Source organism: Xylanibacter ruminicola (genome assembly GCF_900107775.1).
Taxonomy (GTDB): domain Bacteria; phylum Bacteroidota; class Bacteroidia; order Bacteroidales; family Bacteroidaceae; genus Prevotella; species Prevotella ruminicola_C.
This window is the reverse complement of sequence record NZ_FNRF01000003.1, coordinates 501,853-525,886: the sequence shown is the minus strand read 5'-3', so window position 1 is coordinate 525,886 and position 24,034 is coordinate 501,853. Positions and strand designations below refer to the sequence as shown.

At 50.6% G+C, this 24,034-nt stretch carries 12 protein-coding genes; all 12 read left to right on the top strand.

Annotation, left to right across the window (positions count from 1 at the left end; translation table 11 throughout):
• The first annotated feature begins 10 nt into the window (after nucleotides 1-10).
• The 12 genes from BLU97_RS09725 to BLU97_RS09670 all read left to right on the top strand — a co-directional run bounded on the left by BLU97_RS09725 (nucleotide 11) and on the right by BLU97_RS09670 (nucleotide 24,024).
• Nucleotides 11-3,265 carry a SusC/RagA family TonB-linked outer membrane protein gene (locus BLU97_RS09725; RefSeq protein ID WP_081352961.1) on the top strand — a complete coding sequence of 1,085 codons (3,255 nt, stop codon included), beginning with the start codon at nucleotides 11-13 and terminating at the stop codon, nucleotides 3,263-3,265.
• A 25-nt stretch (nucleotides 3,266-3,290) separates the two neighbouring features.
• Entirely contained in the window at nucleotides 3,291-5,459 is a 2,169-nt protein-coding gene (locus BLU97_RS09720; protein WP_081352960.1) for a RagB/SusD family nutrient uptake outer membrane protein, read from the top strand.
• Between the two features lie 14 nt (nucleotides 5,460-5,473).
• Nucleotides 5,474-7,165 (top strand): DUF5123 domain-containing protein, encoded by a 1,692-nt coding sequence (locus BLU97_RS09715; protein WP_074761365.1) that lies wholly within the window; start codon nucleotides 5,474-5,476, stop codon nucleotides 7,163-7,165.
• 82 nt (nucleotides 7,166-7,247) lie between these two features.
• Nucleotides 7,248-8,795 carry a glycoside hydrolase family 28 protein gene (locus BLU97_RS09710; protein WP_081352959.1) on the top strand — a complete coding sequence of 516 codons (1,548 nt, stop codon included), beginning with the start codon at nucleotides 7,248-7,250 and terminating at the stop codon, nucleotides 8,793-8,795.
• A 260-nt stretch (nucleotides 8,796-9,055) separates the two neighbouring features.
• Complete coding sequence (locus tag BLU97_RS09705; protein ID WP_074761363.1) at nucleotides 9,056-10,141, top strand: sialidase family protein; 1,086 nt, start codon at nucleotides 9,056-9,058, stop codon at nucleotides 10,139-10,141.
• A gap of 110 nt (nucleotides 10,142-10,251) precedes the next feature.
• Entirely contained in the window at nucleotides 10,252-12,780 is a 2,529-nt protein-coding gene (locus tag BLU97_RS09700) for a helix-turn-helix domain-containing protein (protein ID WP_081352957.1), read from the top strand.
• A 146-nt stretch (nucleotides 12,781-12,926) separates the two neighbouring features.
• Nucleotides 12,927-15,878 carry a SusC/RagA family TonB-linked outer membrane protein gene (locus tag BLU97_RS09695; protein ID WP_074761361.1) on the top strand — a complete coding sequence of 984 codons (2,952 nt, stop codon included), beginning with the start codon at nucleotides 12,927-12,929 and terminating at the stop codon, nucleotides 15,876-15,878.
• Between the two features lie 27 nt (nucleotides 15,879-15,905).
• Nucleotides 15,906-17,636: a RagB/SusD family nutrient uptake outer membrane protein gene (locus BLU97_RS09690; RefSeq protein WP_074761360.1), complete on the top strand. Its 1,731-nt coding sequence runs from the start codon at nucleotides 15,906-15,908 to the stop codon at nucleotides 17,634-17,636.
• Between the two features lie 182 nt (nucleotides 17,637-17,818).
• Nucleotides 17,819-18,868, top strand: a complete 1,050-nt coding sequence (locus BLU97_RS09685) for a pectinesterase family protein (RefSeq protein WP_074761359.1) — start codon at nucleotides 17,819-17,821, stop codon at nucleotides 18,866-18,868.
• A gap of 78 nt (nucleotides 18,869-18,946) precedes the next feature.
• Nucleotides 18,947-20,254 (top strand): acetyl esterase Axe7A, encoded by a 1,308-nt coding sequence (gene axe7A / locus BLU97_RS09680; protein ID WP_139208979.1) that lies wholly within the window; start codon nucleotides 18,947-18,949, stop codon nucleotides 20,252-20,254.
• Nucleotides 20,230-21,384 (top strand): dienelactone hydrolase family protein, encoded by a 1,155-nt coding sequence (locus tag BLU97_RS09675; RefSeq protein WP_074761358.1) that lies wholly within the window; start codon nucleotides 20,230-20,232, stop codon nucleotides 21,382-21,384. The genes axe7A and BLU97_RS09675 overlap by 25 nt, the downstream gene beginning before the upstream one ends.
• A 9-nt stretch (nucleotides 21,385-21,393) precedes the next feature.
• Nucleotides 21,394-24,024: a beta-glucosidase gene (locus BLU97_RS09670; RefSeq protein ID WP_074761357.1), complete on the top strand. Its 2,631-nt coding sequence runs from the start codon at nucleotides 21,394-21,396 to the stop codon at nucleotides 24,022-24,024.
• Nucleotides 24,025-24,034: the final 10 nt, after the last annotated feature.

The following is a 24,034-nucleotide window of genomic DNA, read 5'->3' as shown; positions in this document are numbered from 1 at the left end:
GAATCAAGCAATGAGAAGATTGTGCAAACTGTGCCTCTTAGCTGCATTCTTTGTACTGGCTCCTCCCGAGGTGCTGGCTCAGACGATTGCCAAAGGCCAGGTTTTTGACTCAACTAACGAGCCCGTTATCGGTGCTACAGTTGTAGAAAAAGGTAGTCCTAAGAACGCTACCGTAACCGATTTTAATGGTAAATTCGAACTGAAGCTGCAGAACAGCAAGCAGGTTGTCATTACCTACATTGGCATGAAAACTCTAACAGCTAATGCCAGTGGCAACATGAAGGTTGTACTCGAAGACGACAACACTACTCTTAACGAATTAGTAGTTATCGGTTATGGTGCTGTGCGTAAGAAGGATCTTACAGGTTCTGTAGTAACCGTAGCTGGTCAGGATCTGGCAAAGGTACCTGTATCGAATGTCACCGAGGCTCTGACTGGTAAGATGGCCGGTGTGAACATCACAACTACCGACGGTTCGCCAGATGCCGACGTACTGATTCGTGTGCGCGGTGGTGGTTCTATTACCGGTGATAATAGTCCATTGATTGTTATTGACGGTTTCCAAGGTGGTAAACTGACCGATCTGTCGCCAAATGACATCGAGGATATTACCGTTCTGAAGGATGCATCTTCTACCGCCATCTACGGATCTGAGGGTGCTAATGGTGTTATCTTGATTACCACTAAAAATGCTAAGGGTGGTAAGACACAGGTGAGCTACAATGGCTATTTGCAGACCAAGAAAGTAGCTAAACGTATGGACGTACTCGACACTTATCAATATGTGATGTCTAACTATGAGTATGCAGCACTTCGTGGTGAGAGCGCACTGAACTCCTTCTATAAGCAGTTCGGTGTATTTGATGATCTATATCTCTATAAGAGTCAGAAGGCCATAGACTGGCAGGACGACCTGTTTGGCGAGAACACACTCTCACAGAGTCACAACGTCAGTCTGCAAGGCGGCACAGAAAAGACTAAGTTCAATCTCTCAGGAACTTACGACTATAATGCCGGTCTGATGCCCAACAATGACTTCTCACGTTTTGCTTTCTTGCTCAAGTTGAACCACGACATCAACAAGAATCTGAAGTTCTCAATGACAGCACGTGTAAACGACCAGACAGCCAACGGACAAGGAACTCAGGGAGGTACCTATAAGGTACGTACCGAGCAGGCCATTTATGGTGTTGCTACTAAGGGACTTTCTGGTATGATTACACCTGACTTCACTCAGATGTCAGATGATGAAATCAATGAATGGCAGCGCGCCAACATGTCATTGGCAGAGCAGTCTGAGCAGTATTGGCGCCGTCGCAACAATCGCGGATTCGTATTTAATGGTGCTTTAGACTGGAAGACACCTCTGAAAGGTCTCACAGCCCATTTAGAAGGTGGTTACACCTATGGATTCAACGAGGTAAAGAACTGGTATGGTTCTACAACCACTCAGGCCTCTTATGTAGGAGGTAAGCCTCTGGCAGACTGGACAAAGACTAACACAAACAGTATTCGTGAGAGCTTTAATCTTACCTACGATACAAAGATTAATAAGATTCATCATCTGAATGTGATGGCTGGTCAGGAAGTCCGCTCAAGCCGTTCAAACTATAGCGCCATGAGTGCCAATAACTTCAGTGAGGCATTCACCGCAGAGAAGGTATTTGCCAATTTTGGCCTGGGCACCATGCAGACTATGACAGGAAATGTAGCAGCCGACCAGAATAAAGTATCATTCTTTGGACGTATCAACTACACCCTACTCGATCGCTACTTGCTCACTATTACCATGCGTGAGGATGGTAGTTCACAGTTCGGCAGTGGTCACCAGTGGGGCTTCTTCCCTGCAGCAGCTGCTTCATGGCGTATTATCGACGAACCTTGGATGGAATCTACACACAGCTGGTTGTCTAACCTGAAACTGCGTGTATCATATGGTAAGGTTGGTAACGATAAGATTGGTAGCACTCAGTACGTACAGCTTTATGAAACTAATGGTGGAACCAAGCGTTATGGTGTAGGTGAAACAGCCAGTTCACATCAGGCGGTGTCAACAACCTTGGCAAACCCACTGCTTACATGGGAGAAGCGTACCACCCGTAACCTCGGTTTGGACTTTGGCTTCCTAAACGAGCGCATCTCTGGTAATATCGATGTTTATTGGAACAGCACCGATGACCTGCTGATTCAGCACGACATAGCAGCTCCTGGTTATACCAAGGTTTGGGAGAACTCTGCTTCTACCAGCAACAAGGGTATCGAGCTGACTTTGAATGCAGCCATTATACAGAACAAGAACTTCAAGTTGAATGCCAACTTCAACATTGGCTTCGACAAGTCGAACGTGAAGAGTCTGGCAAATGGTCTGCAGGAAATGACCTTTGCCTCTGGATGGGCAAGCACTGACAACAAGAACCAGCAGGACTACATCGTTCGCATTGGCGATCCTATCGGTCTGGTTTACGGATGGCAGAGCGACGGCTACTATACGACAGCCGACTTTGCCAGCTATGATGATGTCACAGGCGCTTACACATTGAAGGATGGTGTGCCCACCACCTCATTGCTCGGTGGCACTATCGGCATCCGCCCAGGTACAATGAAACTGAAGGACCTGAACAACGATGGTGTAGTAGATGCCAAAGATATCACCGTGATTGGTGACACCAACCCCGATTTCATGGGTGGTTTCGGATTTAGCGGTGAGATTTATGATTTCGACTTCAACGTGAACTTCACCTATAAAGTGGGCAATGATATCTACAATGCCAACAAGATTCAGACTTCATCCCGCTATCGCGCAGGTACCTATCCTAACATGCGCGCAAACATGAGCCAGAGCAATGCTTACTCATACATCAATCCTGAGACTGGTGTACTGCTGAAGACCCTTGAGGATCTGGCTTACTGGAATGAAGGCGGCAACGGCAAGAGTGCCAAAGCCATGTGGAGCCCATTCTCTACTGGCGACGCCGTAGTAGTACCTACCGACTGGGCTATGGACGATGCTTCGTTCCTCCGTTTGCAGAGCCTCACAATAGGTTACACTATCCCAAGTAACATTACTAAGAAATTTGGAGTACAGCGCCTACGTGCTTATGTTACAGGCACCAACCTGTTTGTTATCACAAGCTATCCTGGCTACGATCCTGAAGTTAGCTCGTATGCACGCAACAGCAGCTATTCTGGTCTGACCCCAGGTATCGATTTCTCTTCTTATCCAAAGAGCCGTGCATTTACCTTTGGTTTGAACGTAACGCTGTAATTTAACAAATAAATACGATTAACATATGAAATTCAAAAATAAATATATAGCAATTGCAGCTCTTGGAGCGATGGGGCTGACTGCATGTAACGATACCCTCGACGTGGAGTCTCCCTCACAGATGGACCAAAACATGGTTTACAGCTCTACCGAGTTTGCAACCAACGCCATCAACGGCGTGTATGTATTGTTCTGCGAGGATCCATTCACAAGCCGTATGTGCGGTGTTTGGATGCAGAATACTGACGTAGAAGCTATGGGTGTCAGCGCCACGGCAGCCACCAATCACCGAAATGCCGTATGGCCACTTCAGAGCGCAGGCAACGTAGGTTGGAGTGACGTCAAGAAGGTGTGGGACAACAACCTGCAGGCCATCGAGCGTGCCAACCAGGTACGTGCTGGTATAGATGGTAGTTCTATTGGTAATACCGATGAGATGCAGCAGATTAAGGGCGAGGCAACCTGTCTGAAAGCCTATCGCTATTATCTGATGTGCAACTTCTTTGGCGACGTGCCTTACTACGACGTAGCAGCCAAATGGGGTGATGAGATAGACAAGCCACGTTCCGACAAGAATGTTGTCTATAGTCGTGTGCTACAGCAGTTGGTTGACATTGAGCCCAACATGAAGTGGAGTGACGTCAACACAGGCGGAATAGAACGTATGAACCGTGATTTTGCCATCGGTCTGATAGCTCGTCTTGCCCTGTTCCGTGCAGGCTATGGCATGACCAAGGATGGAACCATGAAACGTGCTGATGACTATCTGGATGTTTCTGCTGACTCACTAACAGTTACATATAAAGATGCCAGCGGTACAGAGAAGACTGCTCAGACCTACACACAGTACTACCAAATGGCCAAGGACTACTGCCAGAAACTCTTGCAGCTGAAGCCACGTGAACTGTATCCGAATTTCGAACAGTCGTTCATCAACGAGATGAACTATACCTGCGAAACCAATGCTGAGGTACTTTATGAGGTAGCATTTGTCCAGAACTATGGTGGTGATATCGGTTGGAGTTTCGGTGTTCCCAATACTGGCACATGCGCAAACGGAACCACTACTGCCCAGGTGGCAGTTACCCCAACCTATTACATGTCGTTTGCCGACAATGATAGTCGTCGCGACGTGTGTGTAGCAAAATATCAGCATGTTCAGGACACAGTGCAGGCTGTTGCTTCAACAGGCTTGTATGCAGGCAAGTGGGATCGCTCACGTGCTGCCAAGGAACTGGGTTCAGGCTCATCTAAGGGTACAGGTATCAACTTTCCATTGATGCGCTACTCTGACGTGCTCCTGATGCTGGCCGAGGCAGAGAATGAGCTGAATGGACCTACAGCACTTGCCAAGGAGATGCTGACTAAGGTTCGTGCCCGTGCCTTTGCTAACAGTGCCACTTATGCAGACGATGTTACCAATTATGTCAATGCCCTGACCACAAAGGACGCCTTCTTTAATGCCATCGTTGATGAGCGCGCCTGGGAGTTCGGTAGCGAGGCACTGCGCAAGTTCGACCTGGTTCGCTGGAATCTCTATGCCAAGAAGATTGAGGAGGCCATGTACACCGCACTCTGCTGGGGTATTGCCTCTAACGAGGACCTTATGAATGATCCAAATGTGCTGGCCAACTATCCAGAGGCCGCCAATTACACCACATGGGCCAACAAGCTGTGGTATGTAAAGACAGGTAAGAACAATCTGAAGAGCGACATCAAGTGGTATAACGAGAAGTACAAGATTGCCGAAGACGACGCTACCATGCAGGCCGAAGGATGGCAGAGTGTGAACTGGGGCAGCAATATGCTGAAACGCACACGTACCTATATCTATGGAGGTGTGGACTATGGAACCACCACTCCAGCCAAGGTTGTCAATGCCGATGGCAGCTCTACCTACACACTGGGTGCTGCACCTAACACCAAGGAGGTGACAGTAGCAGCTGGCGAAGAAACAGGCATTACTCGCAAAGATGTATATGCCGCCAGCGACTATTTCACACGCCTGTATCGTGGCTACTCTAACGGTGCTCTCAAGGGCGACGGTGTAGTGCCCTATCTGCTGCCTATCACCACTGAGACGATTTCTGCAAGTACTGTATTAAACAACGATGGTTACCGCATTTTAGATGGCAACACAGGTGACGGTGTCAATGTAGAAGTTGCAACTATCATTAAAGAAAATTACAAATAACGAGGAGACGCATTATGAAAAAGATAATTAAGACCATGTTGCTGTTTGCAGCAGTAACAGCAGGAACAGGAACGTTCATCAGCTGTAGTGATGACGATAACCTCACCAAGGCCGATGCGTTGTTCCGTCCTATCATCAACAGCGACGATAATGTAGAGCTGGGTCTGGACGACAACGACGTTCCCTACATGAATGTGAAATGGGACAATTATACCGATGCTGACCAGTACACGGTTAGAGTAGTGCCTGTAGATGGCAGTGTAGCTGAAAAGACAGTGACCACCTCTGAGCTGAATTGCTCGTTCACTGGACTGGAGTACGACAAAGAGTACTTTATCTACATCAGTGCAACCAATACCAGCTCTGGCCTCTCATCTAAAGAGTACTCTATCACAACCACTACCCCCGACTATCCTACCAAGCTCATAACGCCTGCCACTACCGACATCATCGATATTCAGGCACGTATCAGCTGGCCGGTGGGTGTCAGCTACGACAAGATTGTTATCAAGACGGATGCCGACGATGTCATAGTAGCCGAGTATGACGTGACAGAGGCCGACAATGCTGCAGGTCAGAAGATTGTGGGCGGCATGGAGCCAAAGACCACCTACAAGGTGGAGGCTTGGGCCAACGGCACCTATCAGGGTAAGAAACGCATTACTACTACTGCCGAAGAGACTTACGAAGGCAACGTGGTTGACCTGCGTACCCTGGACGAAAAGGAGAGCTTGAAGTGGGTGAGCACAAACAACATCGACTCACTGGTTCAGCTCTATCCTAATCAGGATATCACCATCGTCATGCAGGGTGGCATGGACTATCGCTTGGAGACTGTCAAACTGCCTTCTACAACAGGTAACATCAAGTTTGTGACAGGTCTCAGTCTGAAAGGCTATGCTGTTTGGCACGTAACAGGCAACTTCGACCTTGCCAATGGTGTAGAGCTGGGCGGTATATACTTCGAGAAGATTGACTTCACCGATGACGAGACCAAGCTAAAGACAAGTAGCAACTACGGTGGCACATATCTCTTCAACCCCAGTAGCAGTGCTAAGATTGGTACCGTATCGTTGAAATCCTGCAACGTCCGCTACAAGCGTGGTGTGCTCCGCGTACGCAGCACTAACGAGGTTGAAAACTTCATTGCCGACGATTGTATCTTTGAGTACATCGGTGGATATGGCATTACCAACGTTGATAACAACGGAGCTGCCATTAAGAACATCAAGGTGACCAACTCTACATTTGCTAACTGCGTTCGTCTGTTTGTCAACACCAAGAGCAAGGATATCGCCTGCGGTAGTGTAGATATCGACCACTGCACATTCGTTTACTTCTCTGGCAACAGCCGTGGCTGTATCGAACTGCAAGAGAAGACCTGGGCTGGTGGAATCAATATCAAGAACTCTATCTATGGCTCATGCGGTGAGGTTCACACCAAGCCACAGTCTGGCATCAAGGGATGGACAGGTACTGTAGTTCCTACTACCGACAATGTATTCTTCACCAGCGATCTGGAATGGGCTATCAGCGAGGCTGACGGCACACCTGTCAATCCGCTCGATGGTACGAAGTTGGACACAGAGACCAAGAAGACCTTCAAGAATCCAAATCCTGCAGGAAGTCTGATGCCTGGCGACTATACATTAACAAACTCTGACGCAATCAAGGCTAAGGTTGGCGACCCACGCTGGTTGCCATAATAGTCGCAACAGAAACAGTATCATTAAGGGGCGAATGCTATCATAGCGTTCGCCCTTTCAAAAAATAAAAAACTATTTAGGAATGAGAATTAGAAACTATATCACAGCAATCATGCTGCTTGCTGCCACACAGACAGCCCATGCCGATGTGAGTTTCAGCATGCAGGCCGAAGCTGAGGCGCAGAACACGCCGCAGGGCTGGAAAGCGGTAGAGCTGCCACAGGGGCTGCCTGCGTTCACGGCAGCCAACACGTTTGATATCACTGATTTTGGTGCTGCCACTACCGCGGCGGATAACACCGCTGCCATCCAGGCCGCACTCGATGCTGCCCACCAGGCTGGCGGCGGCATGGTGATCGTGCCTACCGGCGAGTGGCTCTTCGGTCGTATCACCATCGGTTCGCGCACGGTGCTGCATCTCTGTGCCGGTGCTACCCTCAAATTGCTGGCTTATGCCGACCAGCCCGACCACACCACCAAGACACCTTATATCACCGATAAGAAGGGAGCCACGGATATCGTCATCGAGGGCGAGAGTGCCGAGACTTCTGTCATCGAGGGGCAGGGCGGTCCCTGGTGGGATGCCGTCGAGGCCAAGGAGTCGGGTTTGCAGCGCGGCTCAATCATCCGCCTCTATCAGGGAGAGCGCCATCTGTTCCGCCATTTCCGTCTGCAGAATGCGCCAGGCACCAACCTCACCCTGGGACAGTCGGGAAAAGGGGCACACAACACCGTGCACGATGTGCACATCTATGCACCTGCATCGACTGTAGCCGACCCATCTCATAACACCGATGGCATTCCCATCTGGACACAGTATTGCAACATCTACAACTGCCTGATAGACACGGGCGACGATAACGTCGTCACCGACAGCAACGCCCAATACATCCATGTGTGGAACTGCCAGTTCAAGGCTGGTCATGGTGCCTCGTTGGGCAGCTATACTGTGGATATGCACCATATCATCTACGAGGACCTGAGCTTCGATGGCACCGACTGCGGCTTCCGCCTCAAGTCGAATACCGACCGCAGCGGCGACGTGCACGACATCATCTTCCGCGACTGCACCATGCACAATGTGGCCACCCCGATACAGATTACCGCCTGGTACGACAAGGTGCCCGACTCGCCAGCCGCTGCCGCAGCATCGCCCGAGAGCGTCAAGTCCACTACCCCACACTATCACGACATTCTCATCCAGAATGTCACCGTCTCAGGCTACGACACCAAGAACAGCAATGACAAGAACTACAACGGCATCATGATCTACGGACGCCCGGAGAGCTACGTGCACGACGTCACCTTCGACAACGTGCAGATAGCCCATCGCAACGGCGTGCGCCTGTTCTTCTGCAAGGATATCAAGTTTATCAACGGATGTACGTTCACCAAGACACGCACCAGCCAGAGCGTCAGTACCACCGATGCCGATCTGAGCAGCGTAATGGAGAATTCGTACGAGGCCTCCTATAGCTGGAACGGCAGCACCTCTGGCATAGCCACTGCCATAGTCGCCCCGCAGCCTACAGCAGACCGCTACTACAATCTGCAGGGGCATACCTACAACAAGATGGCACGCTCCAAGGGCATCTACATCCACAACGGAAAGAAAGTGATTATGAAGTAGGTTATAAGTTCCCTCAATAAAAAAATTGCTCTGAAGATTAAAAATAGTTGCCAAAAACTTGCACATTTGAAAAAATTACAGCATCTCTTTGCATTAAGATGCAAGACCAACAAAAGCGTCTAAAAATTGCGAACAAACCTGAGATATTTTTTTGTAGGCCTTCTAAAAAAATTCGAGGCTGGCACCGCAAATCCACGACTAAGGAAGAGGAAATGAAAGTTTATTATATTTTTGCAGCCAAAAGAAACTATTACACAGATATGAAACAAATCAAACTGCTATTTGCATTATTAGTAGTCATACTGTTAACAGCGGCGACGCCCGACAAACAACGCACAAAAGCCACTGTAACTACCACCTCTGTCTTCCATGCAACAGAGGGTAGCGACCACTATGCCAACGGGGTGGTGATGACGGTTTTCAAGGGAAAGCTGTACTGCATGTGGCAGAGCTCGCCTAAGGACGAGGACACCGACGACACGTGGGTGGCCTACAGCACAAGCAGCGACGAGGGAAAAACGTGGAGCAAACCAGCAGCGCTGGCCCTGCCAACAGCTACCGACTACTGCACATCGGGCGGATGGCTGGTAAATGGCAACACGCTAACGGCTTATATCGACCTGTGGCAGAAAGGACTTGAGCCTCGTGGTGGACGTACTTATTTCATGACCACCACCGACGGACGCACGTGGAGCCAACTGCAACCCGTACTGATGGCCGACGGCACGCCCATGCAGGGAGTGCTGGAGCAAGACCCTTACCGACTGAAAGACGGCCGACTGATTGGCGCAGCCCACTTCATGCCAGGTCTGCATGTATGTCCGATATATACTGACGATCCTCATGGCGTGAGCGGATGGAATAAAGCCCGTTTTGAGGCCGAAGACAAGGGTAAGACATCGCGCGAGATTGAACCCAGTCAGTATGTGCGCCCCGATGGCACACTGGTGATGCTGTTTCGCGACCAGAACAGCTCGTTCCGCAAGTTGGTCTCCTACAGCACCGACCGCGGTGTATCGTTCACCAAACCCGTGCTGACCGATTATATCGACGGCAGAACCAAGCAGTGTGCCGGCAATCTGCCCGACGGCACGGCTTTTATGGTGAGCTGTCCCTCTGGCAGCAAAGAGCGCTGGCCGCTGGTGCTGCAGCTCTCAAAAGATGGAAAAACATTCGATAAAACCATCACCCTGCGCACGAAAGAGGAGCTTCCACCCCGCCGCTACGAAGGCCGCTACAAAACACTTGGCTACAGCTATCCCAAAGCTTTCGTATGGGGCAACAAACTCGTCATCGGCTACTCCATCAATAAAGAAGATGTAGCCTGCACCATCGTGGAGCCTTAAATGGACGCTTCATGTCGCAAAAAAAGAACTTTATTGTTTTTTTACGCTCTAGTGCCTAATAAATGCAATTTTTGTCTTATCTTTGCATCCAATAAGACAACTATAAGAAAATGAAGAGGAATATTCTCCTAACTATACTCGTATTACTTACAACTCTGCCAACTAAAGCCCAATCACAATGCATAGTGACACATTATGATGAGTTTAGTGGCATGGCCCAATGGTATGTCACACAGATCGTGCAAGACCATCAGGGGATGATGTGGTTTGCCACATGGAACGGTCTGAACCGCTATGACGGCTACGAATTCCAATGCTTCAAGTCGAGACCGGGCGACGGCATCGACATCCCCAGCGATCGCATACAAGACATGATACTGGCCGACGATGGCAACCTGCTATGCCAGATAGAAGGGCGCGTGTTTCTCTTCGATGTAAAATGGTGCAGATACCAGACACTCGAGAGAGAGAAAGAGCTTTCGCTCATCAAGTATTTCGACAACAAACACCAACAAGAAGTGGCCAACTACGAAGCCCCTTATCTTCATACAGACCAATTTGGAGTGGAATGGAAAATCTGCAATGACGGACAACTGCTGACCCGCCAATCCAAATCTGGCAACTGGCTTCCCTATAAGCCCAACATCGCCTTAGGCCAGAAAGTGAAATACAGCACTACAGACAGTGAGGGAAACGTGTGGCTCATCAGCAGCTACGGAGCCTACCGACTGATTTTCAAAAAGAAGGCTTACCAAATGCTGCCACAAGAGAAGTCTGCACAGATACGCTGTTTCTACGTGGACTCGTACCAACGCTACTGGATAACAAGCAAGGATGATGCAACAATAAGATTGTACGCACACGATAATACCTTATTAGGCTATTTAGGGAAAGACGGCCGACTGCACCACAACTACACCTCGTTCGGATCGCCTATCTACTGCATGCTTCAGGACTCTAAAGGCGTGTTCTGGCTGGGCAGCAAACCCGACGGACTGTTCAGACTGACGGAACAGAAAGACGGCTCCTTCGGCATAGAGCACTTCAGGCATAACGAGACACCAAGTTCGCTGAGCTTCGACCACGTATTCTTTATGAAGGAAGACCCACGAGGTCGCCTGTGGATTGGCACTTTTGACGGCGGACTAAACTGTCTGGAGCACCCACATGAGAAGGCATTGCATTTCACCCACAAGGACAACGGACTGAAAGTGCCTCAGGATGCCTGTCTGCGCATCCGCCATATCCACATCACCAAGGATGGCAAGATGCTCGTGGCCACGACAACAGGACTGCTGGTGACCGACGTGAGCGCAGCCGACGTGAAAGCCATCAGGTGGACGCACCACACCAAGGATGCACAGCGCTGTTCGAGTCTGAGCAACAACGCCACGATGTTTGTGGCCGAGGACAACCGCCAGCGTCTGTATATCTGTACCGAGAGCGGAGGGGTGAACCAGATACTGTCGGAAGATATCCTGAGCCAGAATCTGGAATTCAGACATTTCGACACTTCAACGGGGATGCCATCGGATGTGGCCTTGTCGGCCTTCGTAGAGAGAGACAATCTCTATATCGTAAGCAACAACCAGATAATATGTCTGACGGCCGAGACGCTGGACAACAAACTGCATGCCAGATACGACAGCTATCTGTGGAACGACCATCTGCGCTTCTCGGATGCTACCTCGGTACTACTACCCGACGGCAGGCGCATCTTCGGACTGCAGAACGGGGCTTTCGTGATAGCCCCCAGCAGCATGAAGAAGAGTAGTTTCGCACCACCGATAGCCCTGACTGGCATATCCATACAGAACAGCCCGATAGACTATGCCGTGAACGCGCTCGACACGCTGACACTCTCACCATCGGAGCGCAACATCACCATCACCTTTGCTGCTCTCGACTACTCTGACGGCGGCGATATTCACTATGCCTTCCGACTAAGAGGCGGCAGCGAACAGTGGAACAACATCGGCACTAACCATTCGGCCACATTCCTCGACCTGCGACCTGACACGTATGTGCTCGAAGTGCGATCGACCAACAGCGAAGGCGTATGGAGCGACAACGTACGCCAACTGGTCATCATCGTGAAACCCACTTTCTGGGAGACTGCATGGGCCAAGGTTCTCTACACGCTGCTGGTAGCAATGACAATATGGGGCATACTGCGCACGCGACGCCATATCAGGAAACTGAAACGACAGCAGAACGAACTGCACGAAGCTTACTTGACTCTACTGAATACCAAAGAGAATACCCACCCAACAACTACTACAGAGGAGAAACAGCCTGCAATAAAGCCTGAAGACGAGGCTTTTATGAAGCGCGCTATGACATTCATCGAACAGCATCTGGGTGATGCCGATATCAACATCGGCGATATGGCCGAGGCCACTGCTACAAGCCGATCGGGACTGAACCGCAAGATGAAATCACTGCTGGGCGTCACCCCGCTCGACTTCATACGTGAGGCCCGCATACGCAAAGCCTGCCAAATGCTGAAGAACGGAGCTTCAGTAAACGACGTGGCTTACACCTGCGGATTCTCCGACCCGAAATACTTCGGCAAGTGCTTCAAAACCGAAATGGGTATGACACCTACAGAATATAAGGTGGAAAATTCTGCCACCTAAGGGGGATTTTTGTGCCAAAACGGGCTTTTTGGCACAAAATCACACTCCGATGAAACAATCTTCCACACTTTTTTGCTTCGATTGCCATAATTTTGCAGTCGATTAAAATCATCTTTTAACTAATTACTTAATTTTTTTAACTGGCAATGAAGCAAAACTCTAAAAAACTGTCGATCATCCTCGCTATGTCTATGCTCTGGATGATGAGCTTCGCCCAAAAGGCGATTACAGGTAGTGTGAAAGATGCCAATGGCGAACCTCTGATCGGTGTAAGCATCTCAGCAGGTAGTAGCCACGGCACAGTAACCGACGTGGATGGACACTTCTCGTTGAAGGACGTTAGCCCATCTACCATCCTGAAATTTTCGTATGTTGGGTATAATACCCAAGAATTGAAAGTGGGCAATCAAAACAACATCAACGTCATCCTGCAGTCAAGTTACGAATCGCTCGACGAAGTAGTGGTAGTAGGTTATGGCGTGATGAAGAAGCGCGACCTGTCGGGCTCTATCTCCCAACTGAAGCCAAAGGATATCACCGCTGTTCCTACCACCAACGTGCTGGAGAGCCTGCAAGGCAAGATAGCCGGACTCGACATGACACCATCGAGCGGTGCTGTGGGAGCAGGATTCAGCTTCAACGTGCGCGGTAACCGATCACTGACAGCATCAAACGCACCGCTGATCCTGGTGGATGGTATCGCCTATGGTTCCGACATCACCATCAATCCCAACGACATCGAGTCGATAGAGGTACTGAAGGACGCCTCTACAACAGCCATCTATGGTAGCCGAGGCGCCAATGGTGTGATCATCATCACTACTAAGAAAGGTAAGGAAGGTAAGACGAAAGTGGAATTTAACGCCTATGCCGGACCGGTGATGAAGACACGCATGCCTGAAACCATGAATGCCCAGCAGAATGTGGACTTCCAGCGCGAGGCACTGGTGGCTGCCGGCAGCTATACCGACGACTCGGCATTCCTCACATCGGAACAGCAGGAGCTGCTGCGACAGGGGGTGAGCATCGACTGGCTCGACCTGGTGATGCAGAGTGGGTTCACACAGAACTATCAGGCCAGCATCAGCGGGGGCACGGAGAGGACTCAAGCCAGTTTCTCTCTCGACTACCAGAACGAGAAAGGACTGCTGCGCGGTGACCAACTGAACCGCTATGGAGGCCGACTGAACATCACCCACAAACTGGCTAACGCACTGGAGGTGGGAGCATCCATGCACCTGAACTACCGCAACCAGAACTCTTCGCCCAGCGGTGCCTACCACTATGCACGTACCTACTCGCCACTGGCCAAGCCTTACAACGAGGACGGCAGCATCAACCGTCTGCCACTGTACGGCAGCAGCTCTACATCGGTCAACCTGCTGGTGGATCAGAACAAGGACAACTATCTGAACGAGACTAAAGCCTACCGCCTGTTTGGTACTGGCTATCTGTCGTGGAACATCGTCAAAAGACTGAACTATCGCACCAATCTCGGTATCGATCTGCAAAGCACCACACAGGGACTATTTCAGGGCATCAACTCATCATTCGCACAGGGCAACAGTAACCGCGCCTATGCGCAGAAAACAGAGACTCATAACAATGGCTATACCTGGGAAAACATTCTGACCTACAGCAACGACTTCGGCGTGCACCACCTGACAGCCATGGTGGGCCACAGCATGTCGAAAGGACATTATGAGAGTCTCTCGGCCGACGGCAAAGGATTTGCATTCGATGCAGCACAATATCACAATCTGACCAGCGCCGAAGCAGATAAGAACATCAGCAGCTCGCTCACAGAGTCGTCAATGATTTCATATTTCGGACGTATCTACTACAAGCTGCTCGACAAATATATGCTCACCTTGACCATGCGTGCCGATGGTAGTTCAGTGCTGGCCGAAGGTAATAAATGGGGTTACTTCCCATCGGTAGCTGGTGCATGGCGACTGAAAGAAGAGAACTTCCTGAAGAACGTGGATGCCGTGAGCGACTTGAAACTCCGACTCTCCTATGGCCTTTCGGGCAACAGCGCTGTAAGCGCCTATCAGACTACAGGTGGACTGAACCAGACCTACTACGACTGGAACGGCACAGCGGCCTATGGCTACCGCCCCTACGGTCTGGCCAACAAGGACCTGAAATGGGAAAAGACACGCGTGCTCAACTTCGGTATCGACTATGGTATGTTCAACAACCGCCTCTATGCCACCATCGACCTCTACAAGACTTGGACCAGCGACCTGCTGCTACCTATGCTGCTGCCAGGACACACGGGATTCGACCAGGTGATCAGTAATATCGGAAAGACCGAGACTAAAGGTATCGACATCACCATCACCGGTGCCATCGTGGATAAGAAGGACTTCAAGTGGAATGCCGATCTGACCATGGGACACACCAAAGAGAAGATCGTCAGCATCAACAGCGATCAGGATGACGAACTCAACGGATGGTTTATCGGACAGCCCACACAAGTGTACTACGACTATCATAAGATAGGCATCTGGCAGAGCAACGAGGAGGCCGAAGCTGCTAAATACGGTCAGAAACCCGGCGACATCAAGGTGGAAGACGTGAACCACGACGGACAGATAACACCCGAGGCCGACCGCATGATCATCGGTCAGCGCACACCCAAGCTGACACTGGGATTCAACAACAAACTGCAATATAAGGCATGGGAGCTGGACTTCTTCCTCTATGGACGATTCGGACACACCGTCATCAACAACTTCAAGCGCGGTTTCATCCGCAGCGGATGGCAGAACCAGAGTGTTTACGACTACTGGACACCCACCAACCCTACCAACGACATGCCTCGCCCACTCTATGGCGACAACAACCCACTCTATGCCAGCACACTGGGATATGAGAAGGGCGACTTCGTGAAAATCAAGGATATCACCCTGGCTTATAACGTTCCACTGAAAGCCATCAGCAAGATTGGCTTGTCACGCCTGCGCATCTATGGCACGATGAAAAACTTTTTCACCTTCAGCGGCGTGTCTGACTATGACCCAGAGGGCAATGGCTCTATCTATTACCCCATCACCAAGGAACTGGTGTTCGGCGTAAATGTTGCATTCTAAATAAACTAACAACAAGAAAAAACAATTATGAAGAAATATATCTTTACGATAGGCCTCAGCATGACACTTGGCCTGTCATCATGCTCTGACTTTCTCGATGAGACCAACCGCAATGCGGTGACTGCCGACGTGCTCTATGGCACACCAGAAGGTTATGAGAATCTGGTAAACGCATGCTATGCTTATACCAAAGCCTTTATGGGCAACACCGACGGCTACTCACTTACAGAGATGGGAACCGACTGTTTCACAGGTGCTGGCAGTAGCTCGGGCAATGTGCCTGCACTGGCATATTATGGTGCAGAACTGAATCCCACACTCAAGTCATTCCGATATATGTGGAACGTGCTCTACAGCGGACTGAACTGTACGAATGCTGCCATCAGCCGCATCGACAATGCCGGACTCGACGAGGCCACCAAGCGCCACCGCTTAGGCGAGGTGCATTTTCTGCGTGCCCTCTACCTGCACCTGATTACCGAGATATGGGGTGATGCTATCCTCTATACCAACGAGATTCAAGCTCCAGAGACCACAGCCACTCGCACTCCGCAGGCAGAAATATATCAGCAGATATTTGCCGACCTTGACGAGGCTGCCACATTGCTGAATGGCACACAGCCCAAAGAGAACGGCCGCGTGACACTGAATGCCGTAAAGGCTCTGCGCGCCCGCCTCGACCTCTATCGCGGCAACTACAGCGAAGCGGCTACGCTGGCCAAGGAACTGATAAACTCGGGAGCCTACGACCTGTACGACTCGTTTGCCGACACATTCGACATGGCCAATGAAGCTGGACAGAACAACAAAGAGGCCATCTGGTGGGTGAACTATGCTGGCGATGCCAACGACCAGACACTGCTCTCGGCATTCTCTGTACGTCCTGGAGGCGAGGACTCACCTACCTTGGGCAATCGCGTGGGCAACCAGTCGCCCATCTTTGCCTGCATGAGCTACTGGATGGTAAGCGGATGCGGCGTGTGGGTGACGCCCGACACGCATGCGCCATGGGTTCAAAGTCAGCCCACACTGGCCTATCTCCACTCGTTCAACGAGCACATCGATCAGCGTTATGACGCTACGTTCAAAGGAATATGGCTGGTCAACAGCACCTCGTCTAACTATGATCCCAACTTTGGTCCCACCTATGGTGCGGCAGGTCCGCTGCAGATAGGCGATACGGCCTTTGTGGTATCGAAATATGTCTATACGGATGAAGAGCGCGCACAGCATCACTACAAGATCTATGATGCCAACGACGTGTTCGACCCTATCACGCACAAGAGTTTTGGCACACGCGACTATTTCATCAGTGGCTACAAATTCCACGATAGCACCAATCCCACAGGATGGGAGTATTTCAGTGGGCGCGACTGGTTTGTGCTCCGTCTGGCTGAGATGTACCTGATTGCTGCCGAAGCAGAGATGCAGCAGGGCAACAAGGCCGAGGCAGTACGCCTGCTGAACATCCTGCGCGAAAAGCGAGCCATCCCAGGACACGAAGCTGAGATGCGCATCACAGAGGCCGATCTGGATATTGACTTCATCTTGGATGAACGTGGACGTGAACTCTCGATGGAGCAGCAGCGATTCTTCGACCTGAAACGCACAGGCAAATTTGTTGAGCGTATCAAGAAGATGAACCCTGATGTGGCCGACGTCATTCAGTCGTACCACCAGTTGCGCCCCATCCCCCAGTCGGAGATCGACGCACTGACCAACAAAAGTGAGTTCAAACAGAACGAAGGTTATCAATAAACAGAATGATTCACATATTTAAGTTATATTAGTTTTAGTTATACAATGCGTAGAAGAAAGGAGGAGTGCGAGATGTATTCCTCCTTTAGAAACAAAAAAAAGAGAATATGAGAAAAGTATTATTAAGTATCTATTTAGTTTTACTCGCCGCAAATGTTCAGGCGGCACACAAAGTTTTTCACATGGTCGTAGCAGCCGATGGTAGTGGTGATTTCACATCCGTTCAGGCAGCCATCGACGCTGTGCCGGATAACAACCTTAACCAATGCCGGATATTCATTAAGGCTGGCACCTATAAGGAACACGTCTTCATACCACAAGACAAAGGACGACTCAGTCTGATTGGTGAAGGAAGAGACAAGGTGTTTATCACGGACAACCAGAAAAGTGGAGGACCAGAAGCCGTGCCGGTAGATAAAGGGGCTACAGTAGTGGTACACGCCAGCGACATCATCTTCCAAGGCATCTCGTTCGTCAACAGCTATGGTGTAGAGGCAGAGAACGGACCACAGGCATTGGCACTCTATGCCAAGGGCGACCGCATCGCTATCGACCATTGTGCCATTCTGAGCTATCAGGATACCTATCGCACTTCTGAAAGCGACAACGGGCGCAACTATGTCAGCAACAGCCTCATTCTCGGTGCAGTAGATTTTATCTATGGCAGCGGTAATGTCTGGTTGGAAAATTGCACCATCAAGATCAATCGTAAGTCGGGCGGATGGATTGTGGCACCCAAACATCGTGATACCACACGATGGGGATATGTGTTTAACAACTGTACGCTGACTGCCGACGGCAATCCTGTTGAAACAAGTATCCTGCTGGGGCGCCCCTGGCACCACCAGCCACAAACAGTTTTTCTGAACACACGTGCAGAAGTCACTATTCCCGCAGTGGGATGGTGCCCACACATGAACGGACTGCCAAAGGTGTTTGCCGAATACAACACCATGAATGCCGATGGCACCCCACTCGACCTGTCAAAACGCATCAACCGCTACTATCGCCTTGATGAAAAAGGTGACACCATCTGGTGTACAGCCAAAAACGCCCTGTCGGCACAGGAAGCTGCACAATACACCATCAAGGCCGTGATGGAAGGTGACGACCACTGGAACCCACAACTGCTGTTTGATACAGCCAATCACCCCATTGGCTACATCACCATCAACAGAAAAAAAATACCTGTCAACCAATACGGCTGTTTCGAAAGAAAAAACAAGCAATAAAAATAGGCTAAATTCTTTGTGATATAAATATAATATTGTAATTTTGCACCCAAGTAAACTACTTAAACAAAAGTGATTATGGCACAATTAAATAACAGATGGACTCTGAAAGCAATGATGTTGACAATTGTTTTAGGATTGACAACAGCATTATGGGCTGAAAACTATCCATACCGCTCTGATTATTTGTGGCTGACAATACCAGACCACGCCGACTGGCTATACAAAGTAGGCGAAAAAGCCAAAATTGAAGTTAGTCTGACACTCTATGGCGTGCCACAAGATGTGGAGGTGAACTACGAGATAGGCCCCGATGAAATGCCTGCCACATCATCAGGCACAGTAAAACTGAAACATGGTAGAGCCACTATCGACATAGGAACCATGAAAAAGCCAGGATTCCTGGATTTACGTCTCAACGTCAATGGGAAATATCAGCACCACGTCAAAGTGGGTTTCTCGCCTGAAAAACTTAAACCTTATACCCCCAACCCCAAGGATTTTGATGCCTTCTGGCAGAACAATCTGGAAGAGGCACGCCAAAGTCAACTGCATGTAGATTGCAAGAAAGTGGACAGATACTGCACCGATGAGACCGACACCTATCTACTAAAGATAAAGACAGACAAGCGACATAGCATTTATGCCTACCTCTCCAGACCCAAAAAGCAGGGCCGATATCCAGTAGTATTGTGCCCTCCTGGGGCCGGCATCAAAACTATTAAGGAGCCCATGCGAAACATCTATTATGCCAAAAACGGCTTTATCCGTCTGGAGATGGAGATACATGGTTTGAACCCTGAGATGACCGACGAGCAGTTCAAAGAGATTACCACAGCTTTTGACTATGAGAACGGCTACCTCACCAATGGACTGGAGTGCAAGGACAACTACTATATGAAGCATGTCTATGTGGCCTGCGTACGAGCCGTGGATTACTTATGCTCGCTTCCCGAATGGGATGGCAAGAACGTATTCGTACAAGGAGGTAGCCAAGGAGGAGCCTTATCGCTCATCACAGCTGCACTCGACCCGCGTATCACGGCATGCGTAGCCAATCATCCTGCACTAAGCGATATGGCTGGCTATCTGGACCATCGTGCAGGAGGATATCCTCATTTCAATCGGTTAAAAGGGATGCTAACACCAGAAAAAGTTGAGACGATGGCCTATTTCGATGTGGTCAACTTCGCGCGTCGCATCACTTGTCCGGTATATCTCACCTGGGGCTATAATGACGATGTATGCCCACCTACCACCAGCTATATTGTGTGGAATCTTATCACAGCGCCCAAAGAGTCGCTCATCACGCCTATCAATGAACACTGGACATCAGATACTACAAATTACAATCAAATGTTATGGTTAAAAAAGCATCTCAGATAATACTGCTTCTGTTAATAGCAGTCACTACAGCACAGGCTCAGAAACGCGAGAAATATGAATTCATGCGCAACCTGCCGGCGTATGCCGACTCGCTGATAGCCGACCTCGACTATCCCTTGGCATGGGGCAACAGCAAAATCAAAAATTTCAAGAAATGGCGCAAGGTAGCCCGTCAAAAAGTGCTGGACTGCATGCTGACACCGCCGCCGGCTCCTGCCAACGGCTACGAGGCCACCGTGCTCTATGAGGAGCAGAGACAGGGCTATAAGGCACGCAAGATAGAGATACAACTATCGCGATACTACAAGGTGCCGGCTTACGTGCTGATACCGGACGGAAAAGGCCCCCACCCGGCCATCAACGTGCTGCACGACCACGGCGGACATTTCTATATAGGAAAAGAGAAATGTATCTATCCGCTGGCCTGCGAGGACTCGACGGTAATCAAGGATGCGCTGGACTGGGCCAAGGGCTACGAGGGACAGTTCTTCGGCGACTATCTGGCGCAGCACGGTTATGTGGTGCTGTGCACCGACGCACCAATGTGGGGCGAACGGGGCCTGAAGGAGGGTATGAAACGTAACCTCTACGACATGATAGCCGGCAACATGATGATGTATGGCATCGACCTCTCGGCCTATATGACCTACGATGATATCGCTGCCACGGAATATCTGGCGCAGATGCCAGAAGTGGATGCCAACCTCATCGGTTGCACAGGTTGGTCGATGGGCGCGTATCGTGCCTGGATGCTGGCAGCACTGAGCGACCGTATCAAAGCTGGTGCCGCTGTATGCTGGATGGTGACGACCGACGAACAGATGGGATTCAAGTACAGTCGCACGGAGAACGGCGGGTTTGCCAACTGTCTGCCCGGACTGCGCCGCTGGCTGGACTATCCCCACATCGCCAGCATAGCCTGCCCCAAGGCCATGCTGTTCATCAACGGCACGCAGGACAAGCTCTTCCCTGTGGCTGGCGTAGAGAAGGCTTTCAGCACGATGCACGATGTCTGGAAGAGTCAGGGTGCCGACAATCAGCTGGAAACCGAGCTCTGGGACATGCCACACAGCTGCGGCAAGAGATCGCAGCAACGCGTACTCGAATTCTTCAATAAGCATTTAAAATAACTATCACTCATGCGAACCAAAATCTTTGCACTCTTCATGATGAGCCTCGGCATAGCACCGGTCAGCGCTCAACAGTTACCCTATCAGAACGTACAGCTCAGTGCGGCACAGCGTGCCGACGACTTGCTGAAGCGTCTCACCATCGACGAGAAGGTCAGTCTGATGATGGACACCTCGCCTGCCATTCCCCGTCTGGGCATCCCTCAGTTCCAGTGGTGGAACGAGGCACTGCACGGCGTGGGGCGCAATGGCTTTGCCACCGTGTTTCCCATCACCATGGCCATGGCTGCCTCGTGGGACGATGCCCTGCTGCACCAGGTGTTTACAGCCGTGAGCGACGAGGCACGTGTGAAAGCTCAGCAAGCCAAGCGTTCGGGCGACATCAAGCGCTATCAGAGTCTTTCGTTCTGGACACCAAACATCAACATCTTCCGCGACCCGCGCTGGGGACGAGGACAAGAGACTTACGGTGAGGATCCCTATCTGACGGCCAAGATGGGACTGGCTGTGGTACGCGGACTACAGGGTGTAGGCTACAACGGCGAAGACTTGGGTGTAAGTCCCTACCGCAAGCTACTGGCCTGTGCCAAGCATTTTGCCGTACACAGCGGTCCGGAATGGAACCGACATGAGTTCAACATCGAGAACCTGCCCGAGCGCGACCTCTGGGAGACATATCTGCCAGCCTTCAAGGCACTGGTGCAAGAGGGAAAGGTGGCCGAGGTGATGTGCGCCTACCAGCGCATAGACGGACAGCCCTGCTGCGCCCAGACACGATATGAACAACAGATACTGCGCGACGAATGGGGATTCGACGGACTGATCACCAGCGACTGCGGTGCCATCCGCGACTTCCTGCCCCGTTGGCACAATGTGGCCAAAGATGGTGGTGAAGCATCGGCCAAAGCTGTATTAGCCGGTACAGACGTGGAGTGCGGATCGGAATACAAGCACCTGCCAGAGGCTGTGCGACGCGGCGATATTAAAGAGGCCGATCTGGACCGCAGTCTGCGCCGACTGCTCATAGCGCGTTTCGAACTGGGCGATATGGATCCCGATGAACTTAATCCCTGGACAAAGATACCCGAGAGCGTTGTAGCCTCAAAGAAGCACAAGGATCTTGCCGGGCAAATGGCACTTAAAAGCATAGTACTGTTGCAGAACCGCAACAACGTTCTACCTTTGGACTACAACCGTCCCAACGCTGGTTCGGCACTCGACATGGTGGTGATGGGACCAAACGCCAACGACTCAGTGATGATGTGGGGCAACTACAGCGGCTACCCCACCCGCACTTTTACCGCATGGGAGTGCATCTTAACGCAGGCTAAACTGCTGAACTCTCACGCCAAGGTGCGCTACATACCGGGCTGCGGACATACCCGCAACGAGCAGTATGAAAGCCGTTTCCAACGAATGGTCGACCCATTGGGCAATCTTGGAATGCGCGCTACCTACTGGAACAATACCGAAATGAAAGGCGATCCCGATGCTGTAGTTGTGGCCAGGCAGGCGCTTAAACTCAGTAATGGCGGCAACACCGTGTTTGCCCCAGGCATAAACCTCGAGCATTTCTCTGCCTGCCTAGAAGGCACCCTTATACCTGCTGTCGACGAGACACTGATTTTCAACATCAGCGGCGACGACAAGCTTCGACTCATTGTTAACGGCGATACGCTGGTAAACATATGGAAAGGTCGCCAGCGCATTCAAGGTAACAAAAAAGAACTGAAAGTAAAGGCTGGTCAGCACTACAACATACAGGTGGACTATGTACAAGAGACGGGCTTTGCAGCCCTGAACTTCGATGTTCAGCATAGGATAGCTCCTACCACCGACGAGTTGCTGGCACAGATTGGCAATACCGAAACGGTGATCTTTGTGGGCGGCATTTCGCCAAGTCTTGAGGGTGAAGAGATGCGCGTAAACGAACCCGGTTTCGAGGGTGGCGACCGTACCAGCATAGAGTTACCCCAATCGCAGCGCGATATGCTCCGCCGACTGCACGAGGCAGGTAAAAAAGTGATTTTTGTGAATTGCTCGGGCGGTGCTATGGCTCTGGCTCCCGAGATTGAGACCTGCGATGCCATACTCCAGTGGTGGTACGCTGGCGAGCGCGGGGGGGCAGCCTTGGCAATGATCTTGTTCGGCGAGTTTGCACCCTGCGGAAAACTACCCGTGACTTTCTACAAGAGCACAGACGATCTGCCAGACTTCCTTGACTACACCATGAAGAACCGCACCTATCGTTACTTCAAGGGCGAGGCGCTGTTCCCATTCGGTTTCGGACTTACCTACGATAAGGTTCAGATTGGTCAGCCCACCTATACTAACCATCAGGTGCGTGTAAATGTTAAGAATCTAGGCGGATATGCCCCTGCAGCCATCGAGACTGTTCAGGTTTATATACGCCGTTTGGATGATCAGGAAGGACCTCTTAAGACGCTGCGTGCCTACCAGCAGGTGACTCTGTACAAAGGTCAGAACAAGACTATCAGCATCCCTCTACCCCGCAAGAGCTTCGAACTTTGGGATGCCCAAACCAACACCATGCGTGTAGTGCCTGGCAAGTATGAGGTGATGGTGGGGCTCTCAAGTGCCGACAAAAACCTGAAGAAAATCCTAGTAAACATCAAATAAATACCAAAAC

Excerpts from the sequence above, each read along its gene's own strand:
- BLU97_RS09725 (WP_081352961.1), top strand. The coding sequence starts at position 11 with ATGAGAAGATTGTGCAAACTGTGCCTCTTAGCTGCATTCTTTGTACTG.
- BLU97_RS09720 (WP_081352960.1), top strand. The coding sequence starts at position 3,291 with ATGAAATTCAAAAATAAATATATAGCAATTGCAGCTCTTGGAGCGATG.
- BLU97_RS09715 (WP_074761365.1), top strand. The coding sequence starts at position 5,474 with ATGAAAAAGATAATTAAGACCATGTTGCTGTTTGCAGCAGTAACAGCA.
- BLU97_RS09710 (WP_081352959.1), top strand. The coding sequence starts at position 7,248 with ATGAGAATTAGAAACTATATCACAGCAATCATGCTGCTTGCTGCCACA.
- BLU97_RS09705 (WP_074761363.1), top strand. The coding sequence starts at position 9,056 with ATGAAACAAATCAAACTGCTATTTGCATTATTAGTAGTCATACTGTTA.
- BLU97_RS09700 (WP_081352957.1), top strand. The coding sequence starts at position 10,252 with ATGAAGAGGAATATTCTCCTAACTATACTCGTATTACTTACAACTCTG.
- BLU97_RS09695 (WP_074761361.1), top strand. The coding sequence starts at position 12,927 with ATGAAGCAAAACTCTAAAAAACTGTCGATCATCCTCGCTATGTCTATG.
- BLU97_RS09690 (WP_074761360.1), top strand. The coding sequence starts at position 15,906 with ATGAAGAAATATATCTTTACGATAGGCCTCAGCATGACACTTGGCCTG.
- BLU97_RS09685 (WP_074761359.1), top strand. The coding sequence starts at position 17,819 with ATGGTCGTAGCAGCCGATGGTAGTGGTGATTTCACATCCGTTCAGGCA.
- axe7A (WP_139208979.1), top strand. The coding sequence starts at position 18,947 with ATGGCACAATTAAATAACAGATGGACTCTGAAAGCAATGATGTTGACA.
- BLU97_RS09675 (WP_074761358.1), top strand. The coding sequence starts at position 20,230 with ATGGTTAAAAAAGCATCTCAGATAATACTGCTTCTGTTAATAGCAGTC.
- BLU97_RS09670 (WP_074761357.1), top strand. The coding sequence starts at position 21,394 with ATGCGAACCAAAATCTTTGCACTCTTCATGATGAGCCTCGGCATAGCA.